Annotated in this window: 20 protein-coding genes and 1 pseudogene; 3 read left to right on the top strand and 18 right to left on the bottom strand. The window is 70.4% G+C overall.

Features of this window, described 5'->3' with window-relative positions:
• Window positions 1–159: 159 nt before the first annotated feature.
• Window positions 160–900: pseudogene (locus OG524_RS26200) on the bottom strand (endo-alpha-N-acetylgalactosaminidase family protein); the annotation flags it as partial.
• A gap of 423 nt (window positions 901–1,323) precedes the next feature.
• On the opposite strand from OG524_RS26200, the gene OG524_RS26195 reads away from it, so the two are divergent.
• Window positions 1,324–2,535: a glycoside hydrolase family 64 protein gene (locus OG524_RS26195; protein ID WP_405393090.1), complete on the top strand. Its 1,212-nt coding sequence runs from the start codon at window positions 1,324–1,326 to the stop codon at window positions 2,533–2,535.
• A 75-nt stretch (window positions 2,536–2,610) separates the two neighbouring features.
• Here OG524_RS26195 and OG524_RS26190 read toward each other — a convergent pair whose 3' ends face one another.
• On the bottom strand, window positions 2,611–3,135 hold the full coding sequence (locus OG524_RS26190) for a hypothetical protein (protein ID WP_405388406.1): 525 nt from the start codon (window positions 3,133–3,135) through the stop codon (window positions 2,611–2,613).
• Window positions 3,136–3,389: 254 nt separating this feature from the next.
• Here OG524_RS26190 and OG524_RS26185 point away from each other — a divergent pair, with 254 nt between their 5' ends.
• Window positions 3,390–4,007 carry a YceI family protein gene (locus OG524_RS26185; protein ID WP_405811769.1) on the top strand — a complete coding sequence of 206 codons (618 nt, stop codon included), beginning with the start codon at window positions 3,390–3,392 and terminating at the stop codon, window positions 4,005–4,007.
• A gap of 67 nt (window positions 4,008–4,074) precedes the next feature.
• On the opposite strand, the gene OG524_RS26180 is transcribed toward OG524_RS26185, so the two are convergent.
• The 7 genes from OG524_RS26180 to OG524_RS26150 form a co-directional block, all read right to left on the bottom strand.
• Entirely contained in the window at window positions 4,075–4,713 is a 639-nt protein-coding gene (locus OG524_RS26180) for a class I SAM-dependent methyltransferase (protein WP_405388408.1), read from the bottom strand.
• On the bottom strand, window positions 4,710–5,750 hold the full coding sequence (locus tag OG524_RS26175) for an NAD(P)/FAD-dependent oxidoreductase (protein WP_405811768.1): 1,041 nt from the start codon (window positions 5,748–5,750) through the stop codon (window positions 4,710–4,712). The genes OG524_RS26180 and OG524_RS26175 overlap by 4 nt, the downstream gene beginning before the upstream one ends.
• Before the next feature lie 344 nt (window positions 5,751–6,094).
• On the bottom strand, window positions 6,095–6,391 hold the full coding sequence (locus OG524_RS26170; protein ID WP_405811767.1) for a hypothetical protein: 297 nt from the start codon (window positions 6,389–6,391) through the stop codon (window positions 6,095–6,097).
• A 37-nt stretch (window positions 6,392–6,428) separates the two neighbouring features.
• On the bottom strand, window positions 6,429–6,554 hold the full coding sequence (locus OG524_RS26165; RefSeq protein ID WP_405388412.1) for a hypothetical protein: 126 nt from the start codon (window positions 6,552–6,554) through the stop codon (window positions 6,429–6,431).
• 244 nt (window positions 6,555–6,798) lie between these two features.
• Entirely contained in the window at window positions 6,799–7,749 is a 951-nt protein-coding gene (ppk2, locus tag OG524_RS26160) for a polyphosphate kinase 2 (RefSeq protein ID WP_405388413.1), read from the bottom strand.
• A 168-nt stretch (window positions 7,750–7,917) separates the two neighbouring features.
• Window positions 7,918–8,304 (bottom strand): ankyrin repeat domain-containing protein, encoded by a 387-nt coding sequence (locus tag OG524_RS26155; RefSeq protein WP_405388414.1) that lies wholly within the window; start codon window positions 8,302–8,304, stop codon window positions 7,918–7,920.
• Window positions 8,305–8,317: 13 nt separating this feature from the next.
• Entirely contained in the window at window positions 8,318–9,781 is a 1,464-nt protein-coding gene (locus tag OG524_RS26150) for a catalase (RefSeq protein ID WP_405811766.1), read from the bottom strand.
• Between the two features lie 247 nt (window positions 9,782–10,028).
• Between OG524_RS26150 and OG524_RS26145 the strand changes: the two genes are divergently transcribed.
• The gene (locus tag OG524_RS26145) at window positions 10,029–10,445 is read left to right on the top strand and encodes a Fur family transcriptional regulator (RefSeq protein ID WP_405811765.1); all 417 of its coding nucleotides are present in this window, start codon (window positions 10,029–10,031) and stop codon (window positions 10,443–10,445) included.
• A 42-nt stretch (window positions 10,446–10,487) separates the two neighbouring features.
• Here OG524_RS26145 and OG524_RS26140 read toward each other — a convergent pair whose 3' ends face one another.
• From OG524_RS26140 to OG524_RS26100, 9 genes are all read right to left on the bottom strand, one after another.
• Complete coding sequence (locus OG524_RS26140; RefSeq protein ID WP_405388418.1) at window positions 10,488–11,864, bottom strand: hypothetical protein; 1,377 nt, start codon at window positions 11,862–11,864, stop codon at window positions 10,488–10,490.
• Window positions 11,865–11,925: 61 nt separating this feature from the next.
• Entirely contained in the window at window positions 11,926–15,012 is a 3,087-nt protein-coding gene (locus OG524_RS26135; RefSeq protein ID WP_405388419.1) for a glycoside hydrolase family 3 N-terminal domain-containing protein, read from the bottom strand.
• 44 nt (window positions 15,013–15,056) lie between these two features.
• A complete protein-coding gene (locus OG524_RS26130; RefSeq protein WP_405388421.1) occupies window positions 15,057–16,469 on the bottom strand; it encodes a GH1 family beta-glucosidase in 1,413 nt (470 codons plus the stop codon).
• A 36-nt stretch (window positions 16,470–16,505) separates the two neighbouring features.
• Window positions 16,506–17,501 (bottom strand): ABC transporter ATP-binding protein, encoded by a 996-nt coding sequence (locus OG524_RS26125; protein WP_405388422.1) that lies wholly within the window; start codon window positions 17,499–17,501, stop codon window positions 16,506–16,508.
• Window positions 17,498–18,490 (bottom strand): ABC transporter permease, encoded by a 993-nt coding sequence (locus OG524_RS26120; protein WP_405388424.1) that lies wholly within the window; start codon window positions 18,488–18,490, stop codon window positions 17,498–17,500. The genes OG524_RS26125 and OG524_RS26120 overlap by 4 nt, the downstream gene beginning before the upstream one ends.
• A 76-nt stretch (window positions 18,491–18,566) precedes the next feature.
• Entirely contained in the window at window positions 18,567–19,547 is a 981-nt protein-coding gene (locus OG524_RS26115; protein ID WP_405811764.1) for an ABC transporter permease, read from the bottom strand.
• Entirely contained in the window at window positions 19,544–20,605 is a 1,062-nt protein-coding gene (locus OG524_RS26110; RefSeq protein ID WP_405388426.1) for an ABC transporter ATP-binding protein, read from the bottom strand. The genes OG524_RS26115 and OG524_RS26110 overlap by 4 nt, the downstream gene beginning before the upstream one ends.
• A 19-nt stretch (window positions 20,606–20,624) precedes the next feature.
• The gene (locus OG524_RS26105; protein ID WP_405811763.1) at window positions 20,625–22,307 is read right to left on the bottom strand and encodes an ABC transporter substrate-binding protein; all 1,683 of its coding nucleotides are present in this window, start codon (window positions 22,305–22,307) and stop codon (window positions 20,625–20,627) included.
• A gap of 155 nt (window positions 22,308–22,462) precedes the next feature.
• The gene (locus OG524_RS26100; protein ID WP_405388429.1) at window positions 22,463–23,437 is read right to left on the bottom strand and encodes a LacI family DNA-binding transcriptional regulator; all 975 of its coding nucleotides are present in this window, start codon (window positions 23,435–23,437) and stop codon (window positions 22,463–22,465) included.
• Window positions 23,438–23,606: the final 169 nt, after the last annotated feature.

The following is a 23,606-nucleotide window of genomic DNA, read 5'->3' as shown; positions in this document are numbered from 1 at the left end:
CCGCGCGCCACGCCGTGGAGGCACCGGGGAGGGGTACGCCCGCACACCAGAATGGCAGAGGGACGGCACCGGGTCAGGGTGCCGTCCCCCCGCCCGTCCTGTCAGCCTCCGCAGTGGAAGCGGGCGCCGCCCCGGTCGGCGTGGTCGTTGCCGTCGCCGCCGCCGGTGATCGAGGTAGTAGCTCTGGTTCAGCCAGTTCCAGCCCGGGGCGGTTGTGTCGACGAGCTCCTCGTCGAACGCGTTCGCCTCGGGGTAGGCCTCGGTGGCGTTGACGTGGACGCCTAAGGTGGCGCCCCACTTCCTGCCGCCCTTCAGCAGCGCGTTGAGGTCCTTCAGGCCGCCGGCCCGCTTGTTGGTTGCCGCCGTAGTCGGGGTGGGCTGAGTCGGGGTGGGCTGAATCGTGGTGGGCTGAGTCGTGGCCCTCCGAGCCGTAGCCCTTGAGCACGGCGAGCCGGCCGAGGCCGTCCGTGGCGAGGGAGATCCGGTTGACGTGTCGAAGGTGCGCAGGAAGGGGTGGGTGGCCTGGCTGGCGAAGTTGAACGGGATGTGGGCGACGACCCGGTTCGCGGTGTCCTCGGACCTCCGGGGCCTCGATACCGATGGTCCGGAAGGCCACGGCGCCGTCCTGCCAGTCGACGGCCTTGTCGCCGTTGGCGTCGGGCGTGACGACGCCCTTCGCCCTGGGCAGGTCCTCCCCGCTCTCCGCCTCCGGCGCGCCCTCGCCGCGGTAGGTCCACCGGCCGGACCACACCCGCCCCGGACGCTGCCGTCGTCGGCCTTGCGGGCCTGGTGCCAGAAGCGGGCGTCGTCGCCGCCGGTGGCCCCCGAGGGCTTGTCGTACGTGGGGTTGGACTCGACAGCGGCGGCGAGGGAGCCCGTGTTGACGAGGGCGAGGACAGCGACTGAGGCAGCGGCGAACCGCGGCTGCCGAACTGAATCCGGGCGACATGGGGACTGAGTGACCCCGCATCCGGGCACCGGGGCAACGGCCCACGGACCAAGGGGCGTTACCAGTCCAACAACCACCCCGCGCCAGTCCGGGGCGGGTCCGGTTGATCCGGATCGGGCGCCGCGTTCGGTTCCTGTTCACCACGAGCGCACGGTGAGCGACCGAGGGTCGCCATTTCGGCTGTCCCGGTGTCGGGTTGTGAAGAAACCCCCTCTCCTGAGAGCGCTCTCAGTCCTAAGTCTTGACGCTCGCGGCAGGCGTGGCGAGAGTGGTGCGCACCGCAGACGACCCCCCACCGCATCACCTCTCCCCCACCCCCATGACCCGTCTGCGGCCCCCCACACCTCGGGAGTCCCTTCGTGATTTCGCGCAGAATGTTCCTGACGGGCGCCGCCGCCTCCGCGACCGCGCTCACCTGTCCGCTCTGGGGCGGCGCCTTGAGCCCGCGCGCCTCGGCAGCGCCCGCCACGTGCGAACTGGCACTGGAGAACAAGTCGTTGCCCGGCACGGTGCATGCGTACGTCACCGGCCACGAGCAGGGCACCGACCGCTGGGTGCTGCTGCGGCCCGACGGCGGCGTCTACCGCCCGGACTCGCCGGGTGCCCCGCAGACCCCGTTGCCGGTGGACTGCGCCATCCCGCTGAAGCCCGCCGGCGCGGGCCCGGTCGTGCTGACGCTGCCGCAGATGTACGGGGCGCGGGTCTACTTCGTACGCGACGACAAGCTGGACTTCTATCTGAACCCGGGTCCGTCGCTGGTCGAGCCGGCCTTCGCGACGCCGACCGACCCGAACTACGGGCGGACCTGGTCGTTCTGCGAGTTCACCTTCAACCCGCAGCAGATCTACGCGAACATCAGCTACGTCGACCTGGTGACCGCGCTGCCCATCGGTCTGACCCTGGAGGGCGACGGCACGCACACCGTGGCGCCGCTGCCGGACGGCGCGGTGCAGCGCATCGCCGACGACCTCACGGCGCAGGCCGCTGCCGACGGACAGCCCTGGGACAAGCTGGTGACCCGCGGCCCGGACGGGAAGGTCCTGCGGGTGGTCTCGCCGCAGAACCTGATGGCGCCGTTCTTCGACCGGCCGGACGAGATGCCGTTCCGGGATCTGTTCACGGCGCAGATCGACGAGGTGTGGGAGAAGTACCGCTCCACCGACCTGCGGATCGACCTCCAGGGCGGCCGGGGCACGCTCGCGGGCCGGGTCAGCGGTGACACGCTGACCTTCGAGGGCGGGCACACCTTCGTGAAGCCGACCTCGAAGGACATCTTCACCTGCAACCACGGGCCGTTCACGAACAACCCGGGCGACTCGGACGACAAGAAGGCACTGCTGGCCAGGATCGCGGCGGGCTTCAACCGGTCGATCATGCTCAGCCACCCGCAGCAGCCCAACGGCACGACGGTGGCGGACTACTACCGGGGTGCGGTGACCAACCACTGGTCGCGCGTCGTCCACGCCAACTCGCCGATCGGCTACGCGTTCCCGTACGACGACGTGCGTCCGGACGGCCAGCCGGACGTCTCCGGGGCCGCGCACGACGGCAACCCGCGGCGCTTCACGGTGAGCGTCGGGTCCTGACCCCCGCCACCTCCGCACACAGGGGTGCCCCCGTCCCGCCGGACGGGGGCACCGCTGTACGCGGGGACGCCGAGGTCAGCAGCCGCCGCAGTTGTAGTACGTCACGTCCCAGTGGTTGCCCTCGTCGGCGTAGACGTTGCCGGAGCCCGACTGGTACTGGGGTGCGCCGTCACCGCGCACACCGATGTAGGTGAACACGCCCTTCACGTAGTTGGTCAGGCAGGTGGTCTTGCCGAAGTCGAGCTTGTAGCCGTTCCAGTGCGAGTACGTGCCACCGGCGTGCCCGGTCTCGGTGCCGCCGGTGATGTTGAGCGCGCAGCCCGTGGCGCTCTTCAGCGTCTGGGCGCCCTGGGCGCTGGTCAGGTTGAGCTGGTCGAAGGACGTACAGGTGGAGACGTTCCGGTCGGAGCAGCCGCCGGACGACGACCAGGTGATCCCGGACGAGGTGAAGCGGGAGGCGGCCTGGGAGTGGGTGAGCTTGGTGACGGCGTGGGCCTCGGTCGCGCCGCCGCCGAGGACGCCGACGCCCGGTGCGAAGAGCACACCGAGGACGAGGGCGAGGGCGGTCAGGGCCGAGCGGAGTCTCGGACGGGTCAGCATGGGGGGATTCCTCCTGCTCATGACAATTTGGGAAGGCGCTGCGCCGTGCGGGTCGGGCAGGGAGATCCTGCCGGGTTCTACGCGCGTCCGCCAGAGGGCCACCCATGACCGTTCGGAGAACATTCCGACCCGCGGAGCGGCCTCGGGAACCTAGATGTTGAACTTTGAACAAGATGGGCCTACAGTGAATCTCGTTGAAGGTTAAACAAGAACTTCGACGGCCACTCGTTTCACACGTCCCCCGAGGAGGAGCCATGGCTCTGTTCAACCGCAAGAACAACGTCGCCCCGTCCACCACCGCCACCCTCGTGGTGGACCCGGCGCTGGCCGCGCTGACCGGTGAGTACACCATCGACCCGGCCCACAGCAGCATCGGCTTCACGGTGCGCCACGCCATGGTCACCAACGTCCGCGGCTCGTTCGGTGAGCACGAGGGCACGCTGAAGCTGGACGGCACCGACCCGGCCAACTCCTCCGCGTCCATCGACGTCAAGATCGCCAGCGTCGACACCGGCATCGCCGACCGCGACGGCCACCTGGTCAGCGGCGACTTCTTCGACGCCGAGACGTTCCCCCTCATGACGTTCCGCTCCACGCAGGCCGAGCAGGTCGGCGGCGACACCTACCGTGTCACCGGCGACCTCACCATCAAGGACGTCACCCGCCCGCTCTCCATCGACCTGGAGTTCAACGGCTCCGCCACCGACGTCTACGGCAACGAGCGCGTGGGCTTCGAGGGCAGCACCGACATCCTGCGCTCCGCCTGGGGCCTGACCTGGAACGCGGCGCTGGAGACCGGCGGCGTCATGGTCAGCGACAAGGTGAAGCTGAACTTCGACATCTCCGCGATCAAGGCCGCCCCGCAGGCCTGACCCCGCGACGCCCGAACCGAGCGCGCCCGCCGTCACTCCGATCCAGGAGTGGGGCGGGCGCTCGTCGTCACCGTCCTGACGTGCGGCGGATCTTCAGTGCGTTGTCGGTACGGGTGGTCGGATTGCCGTCGGGGTCGTTCTGGATCCGCTCGTGCTCCTCGCTGAGCAGCACCTCCCACTCTCCCTCGGGGAGTTCCAGGGACGCGAGGACCTCGTCCGTCGTGGGCAGCTCCACATCCGGGTGGTCGTGCTCCCAGGACGGGAATCCGGCATGGCCGACGACCAGGAGGACACCGCCGGGTGCGACGGCCGCGGCGGCCTTGCGCAGGATCTCCTCGCGCGGCAGGTCGCCCATGGAGTGCAGGAACTGGGCGGAGACCAGGTCGTACTCCCCCGCGGGGAAGGTGGCCCCGAGGTCGTGCCACTGCCGGTCGATCCGGTCGGCCACATCGGCGTCGGCCGCGTGGACGGCCGCCCGGTCCAGGGCGACCCGCGAGATGTCGGTGGCGGTGACCGTCCAGCCCTGCCGGGCGAGCCAGACCGCGTCGGCCCCCTCACCGCAGCCGAGGTCCAGGGCCCGCCCCGGCTTCAGGCCCTCCACCTCGCGGACCAGCATCGTGTTGGGGTTCCCGCTCCAGATCCGGTCGCTCTCGCGGTAGCGGTCGTCCCACATCTCCGCGTCGGTACGGGTGCTGTCGGTGGTCATCGTGATGTCTCCTGAAGTCCGTGACGGCGGTCTCCGAGCACCCGCTCGGCGACCTGACGCTCAGCCTCGGCCGAGAAGGGTGCGCGCCGGGCGTCGACCGCGCGGCGGGTGTCGTCGGTGACGAGGTCCATGTTGATCATCGAGGCCGCCTTCAGCCCGGCGGCCGCCGCTCCGACGACCTGCTCCATGAGGTTGGCGACGTTACCGGCCACCCGGACGCCCGGCATCTCGGTCGCCCCGGCGGGGTCGGCCGCGATGTACGTGCCGACGACGTGACCACCGGCCTCCAGCTCGGTGGGCCGGATGCCGAGGCTCTCCAGGACCGCCGAGCGAGCGGTGAAGCGCGGCTGGACCACGAGCGCCGCGCGCGGAATCAGCGTGCCTCCGGCCAGCCGTACACCGGTGACACGGTCGTCCGCCACCTCCAGCGCGGCCACCTCGCCGTCCACGACGGAAACGCCCCGGGCGGCGAGCTGCTCGTACTCCTCGTCGGTGAAGTCGGGCTGGTCGTGCCGGAACAGCACCACGTCGTCGGACCACTGCCGCCAGAGCAGGGCGTGGTGCAGGGCCATGGGGCTGACCGCCAGAATGCCGATGGCCTGGTCCCGCACCTCCCACCCGTGGCAGTACGGGCAGTGCAGCACCTCCTTGCCCCAGCGCTCGGCCAGGCCCTCCACGGGCGGCAGCTCGTCGACGATTCCGGTGGTGACGAGCAGGCGGCGGGCGTGGACGGTGCTCCCGTCCTCCCGCACGACACGGAAGCCGTCGGACACCTTCTCGGCCGAGACGACATTGCCCTCGACGATCTCGGCCCCGTACCCGGTCGCCTCCTCCCGGCCGATGGCCAGCAGCTCCGTCGGCGGGGTGCCCTCGCGGCCCAGGTAGTTGTGCACATGGCCCGCGGGCGCGTTGCGCGGGCTGCCCGCGTCGATCACGAGCACGGACCGCCGCGCCCTGGACAGCGTCAGGGCACCGCTCAGACCGGCGGCCCCGCCGCCCACCACCACCACGTCGTACCGCTGGTTCTTGTCGCTCATGCGAAACACCTCCATCTACGGGAGATGGTGCGCGCAAGGCCCCGCTTCGACAAACTTGCTTGCTGAAGCGGCAAACTCGCACAAGCCGGTCCTGCCCGGGTTCCGCTCCCCCACGCCCCAGCCGCCGCCCGGCGCCCGGCGCCCCGACGAGCGTCAAGGAGCGGTCGGCGTCGAGGCGGGCCAGGTAGCCGACGTTGCCCATACCGCTGCCGCCGCCGGACATCCAGCCCGGTCCGCCCGGCAGCGGGCGGCCATCCTGGCGGTGGGTGGGATTGGAGGGACGCGAAAAACGGACATAACGCCCGTCTTTCGGTCCGTAGGCTCCCTGCGACCGGAAGCCTCCGTCAGCAGAAGGCGGTCAGGAGGGCTGCGAGGGCGAAGAAGAGCGCCGTCTCGATCCACTGGAACGGCCAGTAGCGGTCGGCCGGGTGGTAGGCCACCTCGACGTGGAGGTCGGACTCGGCGAAGCACTTCACGGGGTCCATGTCGCGCTTCGCGCAGCCCTCGGCCCCGGTGACGGGCCTGCCGGCCGAGTCGCGCACCGGTCCGGTGCCGGACACCACCCAGGCGCCCGGCTTGGCCACGCCCACGCCCACGTCCACGTGGGCGGCTTCGCCGTCGCCGGACAGGAGGATGTTCATGGCCGACCACTCGGGCCGCGCGGCGGAGGTTTCGCCGTCACCCCCCGGGCATGACGATGGAGCTGAGCGACACGTCGGCGCGTTCCGGTGTCATGAGGTGCGGCCGGACGGCGAACGGCATGAGGACCTGGACCGCGACGAAGACGGCGAGGGTGGCCGCCATCGCGGGACGGCCCTGCGGATCAGCAGTCCGGCACAGGCCCCGAGCGTGAAGGCGAAGGCCGCATAGGCGAGGGGGACGGCACCCCGGCCGTCGAGGAGGACGGGGGTGAAGCGTTCGCCGTGGACCTCGTCGAGCGGAGCCGCCCACCGGGTCACCATGAGGCTGAACAGCCCCGAGACGACCACGGCCGCCAGGCCGACCGCAATGGGTGGCGCATGCCCAGGGGTCGTGACCGCCGGTCCTTCTACGGGTGTGCGCCCGGCCCCTCGGTGTGCCGGGCCAGGGGGGTGGGGGACAGCGAGGTGTCCTCCTCCCCCGGCTCCAGCAGGGTGGCGGCGGGGCCCACGACCAGGGGGTCCGGTGTGCCGACCGCGCCGGGGTCCTTCGCCGCGTAGTCGATGCGCGCGAGGAGGCTGCGCATGGCTTCGAGGCGGGCACGGCGCTTGTCGTTGCTCTTCACGACGGTCCACGGGGCGTGCCCGGTGTCGGTGGCCCGGAACATGTCGATCTTTGCCGTGGTGTAGTCGTCCCAGCGGTCCAGGGAGTCGACGTCCGTGGGAGAGAGCTTCCACTGGCGGACGGGGTCGACCTGGCGGATGGCGAAGCGCGTGCGCTGTTCGGCCCGGGAGACGGAGAACCAGAACTTCACCAGGACGATGCCGTCGTCCACCAGCATCTCCTCGAAGGCCGGGCACTGCCGGAGGAAGAGCTCGTACTCGGGTGGCGTGCAGAAGCCCATGACACGCTCGACACCGGCCCGGTTGTACCAGGAGCGGTCGAAGAAGACGATCTCGCCACGGGCCGGCAGATGGGCCACGTAACGCTGGAAGTACCACTGCCCGCGCTCGCGGTCCGTGGGTTTGTCCAGGGCCACGATGCGCGCACCACGCGGGTTGAGGCGTTCGGTGAAGCGCTGGATGGTGCCGCCCTTGCCGGCCGCGTCCCGGCCCTCGCACGCCACGACGACGCGCGCCCCGGTGTCCTTGGTCCAGCGCTGCAGCTTCAGCATCTCGATCTGCAGGACGCGCTTGGCCCGCTCGTACTCCCGGCGGCGGACCTTGCGGTCGTACGGGTAGTTCTCCCGCCAGGTCTCGATGGGCCTGCCGTGCTCGTCGAGCAGCACCGGCCGTTCCGGCCTGCTGGTGTCGACGGTCAGTCCGTCCAGCAGCTGCTTGCCCACCTCGTCACGGTCCACCCGGCCACCTTGTCACCCGTACGGGGCCGATGCCACCGGGCGGGCGGAAAGGGCCGGTCCCCCGGACAGGATCCGGCCCCTTCCTCTACGGCGGGCGGTGCCGAAGGCCACGCAGGGCCTGGACCGCGGCCCGCGGCAGCCCGCCGACGTCGTCTCCTCCCGGGCTGTTCAGCCGGCCAGCAGGTGCTCCCGGCCGAACATGGCCGCGGCGGCCCGCGCACTCGGCGTTCCCGCGTCGAGGTCGGCACCGGCCGCGCGCAGCACGGCCACGACCTCGTCCTCGCCCTTGAACAGCGCACCCGCGAGGGGTGCCTGGTCACGCACGTTGCGCAGGTCCGGATCCGCGCCCCGGGCGAGCAGCGCGCTCACCGTCCCCGCGTGCCCGTGGTAGGCGGCGAGCATGAGCAGCGTGTTCGCGTCCGGGTCGGCCGAGTCGACCGGGAGCCCGTGGTCGACGAACTCCGCCAGCTGCTCCGTACGGCCTTCCCGGGCCAGCTCCATGGCGATCTCCACGACCCGCCCGGTCTGGTCGGGAGTCAGTCCGGCGTCGTTCATCGGTGCCTCCATCTCAGGGCGTGCCTGCGGCCAGCGCCTCGATCGCCTTGCGGACACCTTCGCCGTAGGCCGGGTCGGCCTGGGCGCAGTTGGCTATGTGCCGCTCGACGGTCGCCTGCGACGCGCCGTCGATCGCCCGCGCGGTGTTCTCGAAGAGCACCTGCTGCTGCTCGGGACTCATGTTCCGGAACAGGATGCGGGGCTGCTCGAAGTAGTTGTCGTCGTCCTCGCGGAAGTTGAACCGGTCGGCGATGGCACCCACGGCCTGCGCGGGGTCGCGGTAGGCGGGCTGCTCCTGCCAGCGGCCGTACGAGTTCGGCTCGATGCCGGGCGTGGCGCCCTGGTTGCCGTCGATGCGCATGGCGCCGTCGCGGTGGTAGGAGTTCACCGGGTTCTTCGGCGCGTTGACCGGGATCTGGTGGTGGTTGACACCCAGGCGGTAGCGCTGGGCGTCACCGTAGGAGAACAGCCGGCCCTGCAGCATGCGGTCGGGCGAGTAGCTGATGCCCGGGACCACGTTGGCCGGGGTGAAGGCGACCTGCTCCACGTCGGCGAAGTAGTTGTCGGGGTTGCGGTTCAGCTCCCACTCGCCGACCTCGATCAGCGGGTAGTCCTTCTTCGACCAGACCTTGGTGAGGTCGAAGGGGTGGTAGCGGTAGTTGTCGGCGTCGGCCTCCGGCATGACCTGGATGAACAGCTTCCACTTCGGGAAGTCGCCGTCCTCGATCGCGTCGAAGAGGTCGCGCTGGTGGGACTCGCGGTCCTTGCCGACCAGGACCTCGGCCTCGGCGTCGGTGAGGTTCTTGATGCCCTGCTGGGTGCGGTGGTGGAACTTCACCCAGAACCGCTCGCCCTCGGCGTTGATCAGGCTGTAGGTGTGCGAGCCGAAGCCGTGCATGTGCCGGTAGGACGCGGGGATGCCGCGGTCCGACATCACGATGGTGACCTGATGGAGCGCCTCGGGGAGGTTGGTCCAGAAGTCCCAGTTGTTCTCGGCGTTGCGCAGGTTGGTGCGCGGGTCCCGCTTCACGGCGTGGTTGAGGTCGGGGAACTTCAGCGGATCACGGAAGAAGAACACCGGGGTGTTGTTGCCCACGAGGTCCCAGTTGCCCTCGTCGGTGTAGAACTTCAGCGCGAAGCCGCGGATGTCACGCTCGGCGTCGGCGGCACCCCGCTCACCCGCGACCGTGGAGAAGCGCGCGAACATCTCGGTCTTCTTGCCGACCTCGGAGAAGATCTTGGCGCTGGTGTACCGGGAGATGTCATGGGTCACCGTGAGGGTCCCGAACGCGCCCGAGCCCTTGGCGTGCATCCGGCGCTCCGGGATGACCTCGCGGTCGAAGTGCGCGAGCTTCTCCAGGAACCACACGTCCTGCAGGAGCATCGGGCCCCGCGGACCGGCGGTCAGGGAGTTCTGGTTGTCGGGAACCGGTGCGCCGGCGACCGTGGTCAGCGGCTTCTGGTTGTTCTCGGGCAAGGCTCGCTCCTCGGTGAGTTGTTCGTCGCGTGCGTCGGGACCTCGGTGTCCCGTCGGCCGCACGACCGACGCCGTCCCGGACACCGCGCGTCCGACCCTGGTCCGCGGGTCGTCCGCCCTGGTGGTGTCCCGTCCCCCCTCGACGTCAGCCGTACCCAATCCTATGATGGACTTCATCTAAGTCAAGTGAGCATCCAAAGCCGTATCAGTTCGGGAATTGGTACCAGTCACTGCTAGACTGCTCCGCATGAGTGACCTCCTGGAACGGCTCCGCGCACGCGGCTGGCGCATGACCGCGCAGCGGCGTGTGGTGGCGGAGGTCCTCGGCGGCGAGCACGTCCATCTGACCGCCGACGAGGTGCACGCGCGTGCCGTGGCGAAGCTCCCGGAGATCTCCCGGGCGACCGTCTACAACGCGCTGGGTGAGCTGGTGAGCCTCGGTGAGGTGCTGGAGGTCTCGACCGACCGCCGCGCCAAGCGGTACGACCCGAACGCGCACCGCCCGCACCAGCACCTGGTCTGCGCACGCTGCGGAACGATCCGCGACGTGCATCCGGTGGGCGATCTCCTCGCGGACCTGCCGGACGCCGAACGCTTCGGCTTCACGGTCTCCGACGTGGAAGTGACCTACCGCGGCACCTGCGCCGCCTGCGTCCCGGCGTAGCCGAGGGGCCGCGCGCCGAACCAAAGGGTCCGGTGGGTCCGGTCAGAATCCTCCGCCGTCGAATCCGCCGAAACCGCCGCCGTCGCCGAACCCACCGCCTCCGTCACCGAATCCGGACGAGTCGAAGTCGGAGCCGGAGAAGTCGCCGCCGCTCCACTCCCCGCCGCCCCCGCCGAAGTCACCGCCGCCGTATTCCGCCGCGTACGCCGGGGTCGAGAGCATCGAGCCGAGCATCGTGCCGACGAGCAGGCCGGGGAGCAGGCCGCCGCCGAAGTAACCGCCGGCCCAGGGGCCGTACGCCGGGCCCGCCTCCCAGTACGGGCGCCGGCGGCCGTCGCCGACGTCGACGGTGCGACCCATGGGTTCCTCGCCCTCGCGCAGCCGCACCTCGTCGGCCCCGCAGACGGGGACCTCGCGGGCCGCGCCTCCGGACGGGGTCCACAGGGCGTCGGCGACGGACGGGCCGTGGCGCGGGTCGAAGAAGCAGGGCGGGCGCCGGGCCGGCAGTTCGCGGCCCTTGCGCCGGGCCCCCAGGACGGCCAGGGAGAAGCGGCCGTCCTCCAGGGCCTTGGTGACTCCGCGTACGTCGGAGGGGTGCCGGGCGTTGCCCATCCGGGATTTGGCGTCCTCGTACGAATCGAGCGCCCGCTCGTAGTCCGCGCGCATCTCGTCGTCGGCGCCCGGTTCGCCGGGGTGGAAGTCGAGCCGGTCCAGGGTTTCGCCGTACGCGGTGATGTCCTCGTCGACGACGACCCGGAGCTTCTCGAGGGAGGCCCTCTCTTCCTCCTCCTTGCGCTTCCGGTTGCGGCGGACGATCGTGTACGCGCCCGCGCCGCCGGCCACGGCCACGGCACCGAGCACGATCAGACCGGTCGCCGCCGTTCCGCCCGCGCCGTCCTCGGCGCCGCCGCCGGACCAGGAGGCGGGGGCGCTGCCCCGGGCCTGTTCGACGGCACGGTCGACGAAGGCGTTGAGCTGGGTGGCGGCGTCCGTGTCCGTGCCGGGTGCCTGGACGGCCGTGGTGAGGTTGTCGACCGCGCGGACCGACATCACCTGCGGGTCGGCACCGGCGTCGAATCCGTCACCGAGACGTACGGCGTAGACGCCGGTGATTCCGGTGTCGGTACGGATGTTCTGGAGGAGGTTCTCCTCGGGGAATTCGGAGGTCGCCGGGAGCACGGCGACGAACACGGGTTTGTCGGCGTCCAGGATCTTCTGCTCCAGGGCGCCCTCCTGGGCCGCCGAGAGCCGGCCGGTCGCCGCCGGGTCCACGTACACCGGGTCCTCGCGCAGGGCCTGGCCCACTTCGTCGACCGTGGCGGGGGCGGCGGCCGGAGCAGCCGGGGACATCGCCAGCACGGCCGCCGTGAGTATCAGCAGCAGGCAGGCCCACAAGGGTGCGAACAGCCTCTTCCGCATACTCCGAAGGTAACCCGGGTGGGCGAAGGATGCGCCGCCCACCCGGGGTCACTCCAGTTGATTACGCGGCGCGGTACGCCGTGCGCAGCTTCGCCACCGCTCCGGTGAGGTCACCGGTGAGCAGCAGGTGGTCGGCCTCGGCGAACGGCTTGGACACCGCGGCGGCCGGCGTGCTCCCGGCCTTCTGCTGGACCAGCAGCCTGGCCTGGTCCACGATCGCCCTGCCCGCCGCGGTCTTTCCGAGGCCCGCCTTCTCCGCGAGCTTCGCGGCGGCGGCGAGGGCGGTGAGGGTGAGCTCGCCGCCTCCGGGGGCCTTCTTCAGGGTGGTCAGTCCCCAGCCGTACGGGAACTGCGGGTCGTACGCCGCGTCGCCGACGTTGACCGGCAGCTGCGACTCGGACTTGGGCCAGGTCACCGGGAGCTGTCCGGTGAAGGCCTTCTTCCCGTAGAGCACGTCGGCCACGCCGTCGCCCTCGGTGCCCGGCAGCCAGGAGGCCACCAGGGCGTCGATGTCACCGAGCTTGTCGCCGATGAGCTGCGGGCGTCCGGAGACGATCAGGACGGCGCACTTCATCGCCGCGCAGACCTTGTCGACGGCTGCCTTGTCGGCGGCCGTGAGCTCCAGGTCGTGGCCGTTGCCGACGTCTCCGATGCCTTCGGCGTACGGGGTCTCGCCGACGACCACGACACCGACGTCGTGACCGTCCGTGTCGGCGGAGGCGTCCCTGGAGAAGGTGGCCGAGGCCGTGTTCTTCTTTATGCCCTCCAGGATCGTCGTACCCGTGGTGGTCCTCCCGGAGGCGCCCTGCCAGCTGACCGTCCAGCCGCCGGCCTGGTTGCCGAGGTCGTCCGCGTCGGATCCGGCGACGTACACCTTCTGGGACGGCTTGAGCGGCAGGACCGCGCCGTCGTTCTTCAGGAGGACCTGGGACTTGGCCGCCGCCTCGCGGGCGACCGTGCGGTGGGCGGCCGACCCGACCTCGTCCAGGTGGGAGGTGTCGGCGTACGGCTTCTCGAAGAGGCCGAGGCGGAACTTCTGGGTGAGGATCCGGGACACCGCGTCGTCGATGCGGTCCTGGCCGATCCGGCCGGCGGTGACCTCGTCCTGGAGGGTCTTCGTGAAGTCCTGGTACGCCGTCGGGACCATGATCATGTCGAGTCCGGCGTTGACGGACGTCCGTACGTCACTGGCGTAGTCGCCGGGGATCTGGTCGATGGCCTGCCAGTCGCTGATGACGAAGCCCTCGAAGCCCATCCGGTCCTTCAGCACGCCGTTGATCATCGCGTCGTGGGCGTGCATCTTCAGCGGGCCGGCGTCGTCGCCGATGATGTCGAGCGAGGAGTACGACGGCATGACCGTGCCGACGCCGCGCTTCACGGACTCGGCGAACGGTGCGAGGTGGACCGCTTCGAGCTCCTCGCGGGTGACCTTCGTGACGCCCTGGTCGATGGTGTACGAGCCGGTGGTGGACGAGCCGAACTCCGTGCCCCCGTCACCGACGAAGTGCTTGGCGCTGGCCAGCACCTTGTCGTTGCGGTCCAGGTCCTTGCCGGAGGGGCTGCCCTGCATGCCGGTGATGACCGTCTCCATGGCTTCCACCAGGGCCGGGTCCTCGCCGTACGCCTCGTAGGAACGGCCCCAGCGCTCGTCGCGGGTCACGCACACGCAGGGGGCGAAGTCCCAGGGGATGCCGGTGGCGCGCACCTCGCTCGCGGTGACGGCCCCGGTCTTCTCGGCGAGCTTCGGGTCGCGGCCCGCGCCGATGCCGATGTTGTGCGGCATGATCGTCGAGCCGATCACGTTGTTGTGGCCGTGCACCGCGTCCACGCCGTAGATCAGCGGGATCTGGAAGCGGGTCGCCTGGGCGCGCAGCTGGTAGGCGTCGACCATCTTCGCCCAGGCCGCGGCCGTGTTGGGCGTGGGTACGGAACCGCCGCCGGAGAGCAGCGAGCCGAGGTCGTACGTGGCGATGTCGCCCTGGGACCGCAGTGCGTTGCGTTCGGCCTGGGTCATCTGGCCGGCCTTCTCGGCGGGCGACATCCGGGACAGCAGGTCCGCGACGCGCTTCTTCACCGGAAGCTCGGCGTTCTGGTACGGGAGGCCGTGGGCGTCGATGACGACCTGCGGGTTCTCCTTGGGCGGCTTGGCACCGGTGACGGTGAGGGTGACCGGGATCGTCTCGGCCGACTCGGCGCCGTTGTCCCTGGCCGTGGCCACGGACACCGTGTGCGTGGTGCCGGAGGGGGTGCCCGCCGGGAAGGTGTGGGTGCCGGTGACCGGGGTGTAGTCCTTGCCGGACTCGGCGCTGCCGCCCTCGGTGGTGTACGCGACGGTGACCGGTTCCTCGACGGGAACCGATCCGGTGGTGGCGACGGAGATCCTGATGTCCGCGGTGCCGCCCTCCTTGACCGGGTGCACGGCCGAGTCGACGACGACGCTCGACTTCAGGGCCGGGTCGGCCTTCCCGTACAGCTCGACGGCGTCCATGGCGAAGGCGCCGGGGGCGCCGGTCGGGAGCGTGAGGGCGTAGCCCCACATCTCGTCGAGGCCGAGGATCTGGTCGATGCCGCCGACGGGCTGGTAGTCGGCCCGGTAGACGAAGTCGGCGAACGGGATCTCGACCTGGTGCCAGCCCTCCCAGTCGTCGGTGAAGGACGTGGTCCAGAGCTCGGACGCGCCGCCGTTGGCGCCGCCGTCCTTGATCTCGAAGTTGATGCGCTTGCCCGAACCGGGCGGCAGCGGGGCGGTGTTCTGCCCGTACCACCAGAAGCGGATCCCCTTGTGGGCGGTCCAGTTCTTCGGGGGCTGGTCGACGGCGAACTCGTGGCTGAGTCCGCCCCAGGCGCTGATGTCGTAGGTGCCCTGGAGGACCTTGGCGCCCTCGGGGGCGTCGGCGCGCTCCTTCAGTTCCAGGGCGGGGTGGTCGTCGGCGTCGCCTCCCCAGGTGAAGAGGGCGTCGGCGGGCGGGTTGCCGAGGGGCACCTCGCCCTCGAAGCGGTCGACGAGGACCGGTGCGGGCTCGTCGCCCTCGGCCGCCGCGCTGGGGACGGCTCCTGCGAGCAGTCCGGCCAGGACGGTGACGGCGGCGAGCGCGGCCGTGGCCGGTCTCGCCCTGTGACGTGCGCGGTGGTGCGGTGTGCGTGGCATGTGCGGCTCGTCTCTGCTCTGGTGACGGTTGGGCACGGGGGAGGTCAGTCGTGACGGACGTTCCGGGTGAGGTGGATCGTGTCGCGGTACCACTTGGCGCTGTCCTTGAGCGTCCGCCGCTGGGTGTCGTAGTCGACCCGGACGATCCCGAACCGCTTGTCGTAGCCGTAGGCCCACTCGAAGTTGTCCATCAGCGACCAGGCGAAGTAGCCCCGGACGTCGGCGCCCCGCGAACGGGCTTCGGACACGGCCGCGATGTGGTCGGCGAGATAGGCGGTGCGGTCGGTGTCGGGGACGGAGCCGTCGGCCGCGACGGTGTCGTCGAAGGCCGCCCCGTTCTCGGTGATGACGGTCGGCAGCGCGTAGTCACGCTGGAGCCGCAGCAGCAGATCGGTGAGCTCCGTGGGGGTGATCTCCCAGTCCATCGCGGTGCGGGGCAGGTCGCGCTCCACACCGCGGGTGACGGGGAGGCCGTCGGCGTCGGTCGGCGATCCGTCCTCGGTGACTCCGGAGAACAGGGCGCCGCGGTAGAAGTTGACGCCGAGGACGTCGAGGGGGGTGGCGATGGCTTCCAGGTCGCCGTCCTGGACGGGCAGTTCGATGCCCTGCGCCGCGAGGTCGCCGATGATGTCCCGCGGGTACGCGCCGCGGACGATCGGGTCGAGGTAGAGGCGGGTGCCCATGCCGTCGGCGCGGCGGCAGGCCTCCCGGTCGGCCTCGCTGCCGGTCTCCGGGGTGGCCGTGCCGAGGTTGAGGGTGATGCCGAGTTCGAGCGGGTTGTCACCGGCCGCCTCGCGCATCTGCCGGGCGGCGAGACCATGGCCCAGGAGCAGGTGGTGGACGGCGGCCATGGCGTCACCCATGTCGCTCCGGCCGGGGGCGTGGACCCCGTAGGCGTAGCCGAGCATCGCCGAGCACCACGGCTCGTTCAGCGTCGTCCAGTGCTCGACCCGGTCGCCGAGCGCCTCGTACGCGAGCATGGCGTACTCCGCGAACCGGAAGGCGGTGTCGCGGGCGGGCCAGCCGCCGGCATCCTCCAGCTCCTGCGGCAGGTCCCAGTGGTAGAGGGTGATCCAGGGGGTGACGCCCTTGTCCTGGAGCTCGTCGACCAGCCGTTCGTAGAAGTCCAGGCCCTTGGCGTTGGCGGGGCCCCGGCCGCCGGGCTGGATGCGCGGCCAGGCCAGCGAGAAGCGGTACGTGTCGACGCCGAGGCCCGCGATCAGTTCCACGTCCTGGGGCATCCGGTGGTAGTGGTCGCAGGCCGTGTCGCCGTGCTCCGCGTTGTGCACGGCGCCCGGGACCCTGCAGTAGGTGTCCCAGATGGACGGGGTGCGGCCGTCCTCCTGGGCGGCCCCCTCGATCTGGTACGAGGAGGTGGCGACGCCCCAGCGGAAGTCGGCAGGGAGTCCCCGGACGGCGGCGGGCCGCAGGCTGCCGCGGGGCGTGGCGAGATTCATGGTTCTCCGTCGGGTCCGGTGGGCGTGAGGAGGAGGTCAGGCGGGCGGGGTGTGCAGCCAGCAGGCGACTTCGCGGTCCTGGCCCGCCTCCGGCGGGGCGAGGACCGGTACCTGTGCGCCGCACGGCTCGTGGGCCTTGCCGCAGCGCGGGTGGAAGGCGCAACCGGCCGGCATCGCGGACAGGTGCGGGGGTGTGCCCGGGATGCCGGTGAGCTCGCGCCGGGGGCCGTGCAGCGCGGGGAAGGAGTGCAGCAGCCCTTCGCTGTAGGGGTGGCGGGGGTCGCGGTAGATCTCAGAAGCGCCCGCCTGCTCCACGATCCGGCCCCCGTACATGATCGCGATCCGGTCGGAGAATTCGATCAGCAGGGAGATGTCGTGGGTGATGAACACGACGGAGAAGGAGAGCTGTTCCCTCAACCGGACCAGCCGGCGCAGAATCTGACGCTGCATCACGACGTCGAGCGCGGTGGTGGGTTCGTCCATGACGACGATCTCGGGTTCCAGCGCGAGCGCCATCGCGATCATCACGCGCTGCCGCATCCCGCCGGAGAGCTGATGCGGGTAGGCGGTCAGCCGGTCGGCGGAGATGCCGACCAGGGTCAGCAGTTCCCCGGCCCGCGCGGTGCGTTCGGCGGAGCGCATGCCGGGGCGGTGCGCCTTGAGCACGTCGGTGAGCTGGCTGTGGACGGTGTGCACGGGGTTGAGCGAGTTCATCGCCCCCTGGAACACGATCGACAGCTCCTGCCAGCGGAAGGCGCGCAGCGCGTCCGGGGAGAGGGAGAGGATGTCGACGGGCTCGGCGCCCGGCCGGTGGTAGTGGACGTCGCCGCCGGTGATCACCCCGGGCGGGGAGAGCAGCCGGGTGACGGCGTACGCGAGGGTGGACTTGCCGGAGCCCGACTCGCCCGCCAGGCCGAGGACTTCGCCGCGGTGCAGGGTGAGGTCGATGTCGCGCAGCGCGTGCACGCCGCTCGGTCCGGTGCCGTAGTCGACGTTCAGTCCGCTGATCGTGAGGATCGGCTCGGCGGTCATTCGCTCTGCTCCTTGCCGGGCTTGCCGGGCTTGACGGTGCGGGCCACCGGGGTGAAGCCGACCCGCATCCTGACCTTCCGCGAGGTGCCGGGCGCGGAGCGCAGCCGGGGGTTGACGAACTCGTCGATGCCGAAGTTGATCAGGGTGAGGGCGGTCCCCAGGAGGGCGATGCACAGGCCGGCGGGGACGAACCACCACCAGGCGCCCTGGGCGAGTGCCTGGTTGGACTGGGCCCAGAAGAGCACGGTGCCCCAGTTCCAGTGGGAGATGTCGGCGACGCCGATAAAGGCGAGCGTGATCTCCGAGAGGATGGCGAAGATGACCGTGCCGACGAAGCCTGACGCGATGACGGCGGTCAGGTTCGGCATGATCTCGAAGAGGATGATCCGCCAGGTGGACTCGCCGGTGGCGCGGGCCGCCTCCACGTAGTCGCGGCGTCTGAGGGACAGGGTCTGGGCGCGCAGGATGCGTGACCCCCACGCCCAGGAGGTCAGGGCGATGACGGCGGCGATCAGCAGGTCGGTCGTGTCCTCGACGAAGCTCGCGATGATGATGATCAGCGGCAGCCCGGGGATGACCAGGAAGATGTTGGACAGCATCGAGAGGGCTTCGTCGGCGGCGCCGCCGAGGAAGCCGGACGTGACGCCGATCAGGACGGACAGCACGGTGGCGAGGAAGCCGGCCAGGAAGCCGACGACGAGCACACCGCGGGTGCCGACGAGGATCTGCGAGAGGACGTCCTGACCGGTGTGGGTGGTGCCGAACCAGTGGGCGGCGGACGGCGCCTGCAGCAGGTCGTCGCTCATCGCGTCGGGGTCGTACGGGGCGAGCCAGGGGCCCGCGACGGCGAGGACCGCGAAGAACGCGAGGATCAGCAGCCCGGTACGGGTCTTCCCACCGCGCAGGAAGCGGAGCCTGGCCCGGCCGGGCGCCGCGGGGGCGGGGACATCGGCCGGTGCGGCGGTGACGTCGGTGGTGATGACGGCCATGGGAAGGGCCTTTCTTCCGGGCCGGGCCGGATCAGGGAGCGTTGTCTGGTGCGTGCGGCTGCGAGGCGGAGGCCCGCTAGGCCTCCTTCCGGGTGCGGGGGTCGAGGAGGGCGTAGGCCATGTCGGCGAGCAGGTTCGCGGCGAGCACGGACAGCGTGATGATCAGGAAGACGCCCTGCATCAACGGGTAGTCCTTGGCGCCTACGGCCTGGAGGAGCTGGAAGCCGATGCCGGGGTAGTTGAAGACCATCTCGACGAGGAGCGTGCCGCTGACGACGAAGCCGAGGGAGAGCGCGAAGCCGGAGATGTTGGGGAGGATCGCGTTGCGGGCGGCGTAGCCGAACATGACGCGCCGTTCGGAGAGCCCCTTGGCCTGCGCCACCATCACGTAGTCCTCGGAGGAGACCGTGACCATCATGTTGCGCATGCCGAGGATCCAGCCGGCGATGGCGCTGAGCACGATCGTCACTCCGGGCAGCACCCCGTGGTAGAGCGCGCTGGAGATGAACGGCCAGTCGAAGGCGGGGACGAGGGAGTTGTCGTATCCCCCTTCGAAGGGGAAGAGCGGCCACTTCACGGCGAACAGCGCGATGGCGATGAGGCCGAGCCAGAAGTACGGGACGGCGGAGATGAACGTGGTGACGGGCAGCAGCACGTCGAGCCAGGAGCCGCGCCGCCAGCCGCTGTAGACGCCGATCCCGGTGCCGAGCAGGAAGCTGATCAGGGTGGTGATGCCGACGAGTGCGAGCGTCCACGGCAGTGCCTGGGCGATGACCTCGCCGACCGGGGTCGGGAAGAAGGTGAACGACAGGCCGAGGTCGCCGTCCAGGAGGTGCGACCAGTAGTCGGTGTACTGCTCCCAGCCGGACTTGTTCTCGTCGAGCCCGAACAGTGCCCGCAGGGACGCGATGGCGCTGGTGTCGAGCTGCCCCTGGTAGCGGCTCATCAGGGCCTCGACCGGGTCGCCCGGCATCAGGCGCGGGATCAGGAAGTTGATGGTGATCGCGGCCCACGCGGTGACGGTGTAGAAGGCGAGCCGCTGAAGTACGTACTTCACCTGCCGGCCTCCTGTCCCGCCGCCGCGGCGCCGTCGTACAGCCAGCAGGCGGCCCATCGGCCGTCCGCCAGGTCGAAGCGCGGCGGCAGTTCGGTGCGGCAGCGTTCCATGGCCTTCGGGCAGCGGGGGTGGAAGCGGCAGCCGTCCGGCGGGGCGATCAGGGAGGGCGGTTCGCCGCTTCCGGTCTCTTCCCGCTCCTCCTCGTCGGCCACCCGGTCGGGGTCGGGCGCGGAGGCGATCAGCAGCTGGGTGTAGGGGTGCGCGGGGTGCTGGGTGACGGTCTCGCTGTCCCCGCCCTCGACGATCCGGCCCGCGTACATCACCAGGGTCGTGTCCGCGAAGTAGCGGGCGGAGGCGATGTCGTGGGTGATGTAGAGGATCGCGAGGTGCAGCCGCTCCTTGAGGTCGCGCAGCAGGTTGAGCACGCCGAGCCGGATCGACACGTCGAGCATCGACACGGGCTCGTCGGCCAGCAGGACCTGCGGGTCGGCGCCGAGCGCGCGCGCGATCGCGACGCGCTGGCGCTGCCCTCCCGACAGCTCGTGCGGGAATCTGTCCAGGAACTGACGGGGAGGAGTCAGCTGGACGCGTTCCAGCAGGGCGGTCAGGTTCTTCTCCAGGTCCGCGTCCCCGTCCCCCGCCCGGCCGTGGATCTTCAGCGCACGGGTGAGGTGGTAGCGCACGGTGTGCACCGGGTTGAGCGAGGCGAACGGGTCCTGGAAGATCAGCTGGACCTGTTTCACGTACGTACGGAAGGACCGGCCGCGTCCGGCCCTGACCGCCTTGCCGCCCAGCTGGATCTCGCCCTCGGTGAGCGGGTACAGCTGGGCGAGCAGCCGTGCGACGGTGGACTTCCCGGAGCCGGACTCCCCCACCAGGGCCGTGACGGTGCCTCGCCGGAGCTTCAGCGAGACGTCGTCGACGGCGTGGACGGTGCGGCGCCTGCGGGCGAGGACGTCTCGGCCGGTGCGCCGTACGGGGAAGTGCTTGGTGACTCCACGTGCTTCGAGCACCACATCGGTCCCGGTGCGCGCGTCTGCGGACTGTTCGCTGGTCATGGCCGGTTCTTCCCCGTACTTACTTGGCGGGCTTGAGGTTCAGCACGATCTCCAGCGCGGTCGGCTGGGTGTGCTGCGGCGGCGCGTAGGGGTCGGCCTCGGTCGGCCAGCCGACCCAGTTCTTCGTGGAGTACTCGGCGCCGATGGGGGCTGCCGCCGTCGGGATGACCGGGGCCTCGTCGACCATGATCTTCTGGAGGAGGTTCATGGCCTTCGTGCGCGTGGCGTCGTCCGTGGCGTTGGCGTAGTCCTTGAGCGCGGCGGTGGCCTCGGGGCTCTTGAAGCGGCCGAAGTTGCCGAGCTGGGAGCTCTTGCCGACGGGCTGGAGGATCGCGCCGTCCATGATGTTCTGGTACATGTCGTACGGCGTGGCACCGCTGTTGGTCCAGTGCAGGGTGGCGTCGAAGTTGCCGGTGGCGACGTCGTTGCCCCAGGCCTCGGCGGTCTGCGTCTTGACCTTGGCCTCGATGCCGAGCTGCTTGATGCTGTCCTTGATGATCGAGAGCCCGGTGATGTAGTCGTTCCAGCCGGCCGGGTCGGTGAAGGTCAGTTCCACCGGCTTGCCGCCCGGGTCCTTCAGCACTCCGCCGCTGAGCTCGAAGCCCGCCTCGTCGAGGATCTTCCTGGCGCCGGCCGGATCGGGCTTCGTGGTGGCGTTCTTGTACTCCGGCGCGAGGAACGGGTCACCTGCGGGCAGCGGGATGCCGGTCGGGTTGGTGATCTCCGGGTAGAGGGTCGCCTGCGCCTGGACGTGGATCGCCTTGCGGTCGACGACCATGGCCATCGCCTTGCGGAGCGCCGGGTTGTCGAACGGCTTGCGTGCGGTGTTGAACCACAGCCCGTGGATGCCGAGCCCGGAGGGGAACCACAGCTTGTGGTTCTTCGGGTCCTTGGCGATGTACAGCTGCTTGTAGTTCGGCATGAAGACGAACGACCACTCGACCTTGCCGTTGGCCAGCGCCGTGGTCGCCGCACTGTTGTCGTTGTACGCGGTGTAGCGGAGCTCCTTGACCTTCGTCTCGCCCTTCCAGTAGGTGGGCGTGGCGGTCAGGGTGGTGGTCTGCGGGGTGAACGTCTTCAGCTTGTACGGGCCGGAGCCGACCGGGGTGCGGTTGGGCCAGGTCTCCGGGTTCTCGACCTTCTCCCAGATGTGCTTGGGCACGATGTAGGTCTGGATGATCTTGTTCTGGTTGACGAACTGCGACTCCTCGAAGGTCAGGACGACCTTCTCGCCCTCCACCGCGACCCCGTCGAACGGGATGCCGTTGCCGTTGAGCGCGGGGTGCTTCTTGAGCAGCTCGAAGGTGTAGGCGACGTCGGCGGCGGTGAGCGGCTTGCCGTCGGCCCACTTCGCCCGGTCGTCGAGCGTGAAGGTGACCTTCGTGAAGTTGGACTCCCAGGCCCATTCCGTCGCCAGCCAGGGGTCCGCCTTGTCGGTGGGGCGGATCTGGTTGGTCATCGCCAGCGGCTCGTAGATCATGTGCCGGTAGCCGAGGGTGGCGCTCGCCGATGTGGACAGGAACGGGTTGCTGTTGTTCGTCTGCGGCCCGTCCGGCTTGCCGAGGGTCAGTACGCCGGAGGCCCCGGCGCCGCCTCCCTTGTTGGCGCCCGAGTTGGCGGAGGAGCAACCGGTGGCGAGTGCCACCACGGCGGTGGCGACCGAGAGCGCTCTCAGCGCGTGGCGACGGCGGTGTGCGGACATGTCGACTCCAGGAGGACTGCGGTCTGGGGATCCGGGAAGTGGGCAGCGCTCGGCGCGCCGGGTACGGGCGGGGGCGGTGCGGGTCGGTGGGCCGGGGGAGGTGGGCCCGTCGGGGCCTTCCCGTTACGGCGAGGGGTCCGTCGGGGCCCCTTCCGTCAGGGCGCCGAGTGGCGCACGACCAGTTCGGTGGGCAACACGACCGGCCCGTCCGGTACGGCGGTGCCGCTGAGGTGGGAGAGCAGGAGGCGGGCCGCGGTCTCGCCCATCTGCCGCGTGGGCTGGTGCACGGTGGTCAGCGGGGGTTCGGTGTGTTCGGCCATGGGGATGTCGTCGAAGCCGATCACCGCGATGTCGTCGGGGACCCGGCGGCCCGCGCCGCGCAGGGCCCGCAGGACACCCGCCGCGCTGATGTCGTTGTGGGCGAAGACCGAGTCGAACTCCGCCCCGGCCGCAAGGAGTTCCTCCACGACGAGCCGGCCGGAGCGTTCGGTGAAGTCCCCCTTCACGACCAGGTCGGTGGGCAGGACCGAGCGGAATCCCGCGAGCCGGTCGCGTACGCAGCCGAAGTGTTCGGGGCCGGTGAGGACCAGGGGTCTGGTGCGTCCCGAAGCCCGCAGATGACGGGCGGCCGACGCGCCTCCCTCGTAGTTGGTGGTCACGACGGAGGGGAATTCGGGGTGGTGGCCGCGGTCGTCGATGAGCACGATCGGCAGGCCCGACCGGTGCAGTGCGGTGAGGTGGTCGAGGGTGTTCTCCGGTTCGACCACGACGAGTCCGTCGAAGGCGCGCGCCGACACCTGGCTGGTGAAGCGCTCCACGGACTCGGCGCCCCGGTTGCAGGTGAAGAGGAGCAGCCCGTAGTCGGCGGCCTCGACGGTGTCCACGACCCCCTGGAGCACCTCACCCATCCACGGCCAGGTGAGCGAGGGCACCAGCATCCCGACCGTGCGACTGCTGCCGCGGGCCAGTCCGACGGCGCCCGAACTGGGCACGTAGCCGAGGTGTGCGATCACTTCACGAACGCGGGCGGCCGTGGAACCGTCCACTTCGCCCTTGAGGTTGACGACCCTCGAAACGGTCGTCTTGCTGACGCCGGCCTCGCGGGCGACATCGGCGATGGTGACACGCATCGGGCCTCCAGGGACAAGGCAGGACAGGGCGGGACAAGCGGATGAGCTCGACTTCGGCACGGGTTCCGCAACCGGTACCGGAACCGGTACCGGCGTTGCGGCTGGAGTTAACCCCGCCGGAACAGGGCCGTCAATACTTCACACCGACATTGGTCCGTACCGTAGTTCT

The sequence above is a fragment of the Streptomyces sp. NBC_01520 genome (assembly GCF_045040375.1).
Lineage (GTDB): Bacteria > Actinomycetota > Actinomycetes > Streptomycetales > Streptomycetaceae > Streptomyces.
This window is presented reverse-complemented; position numbering and strand designations above follow the sequence as displayed.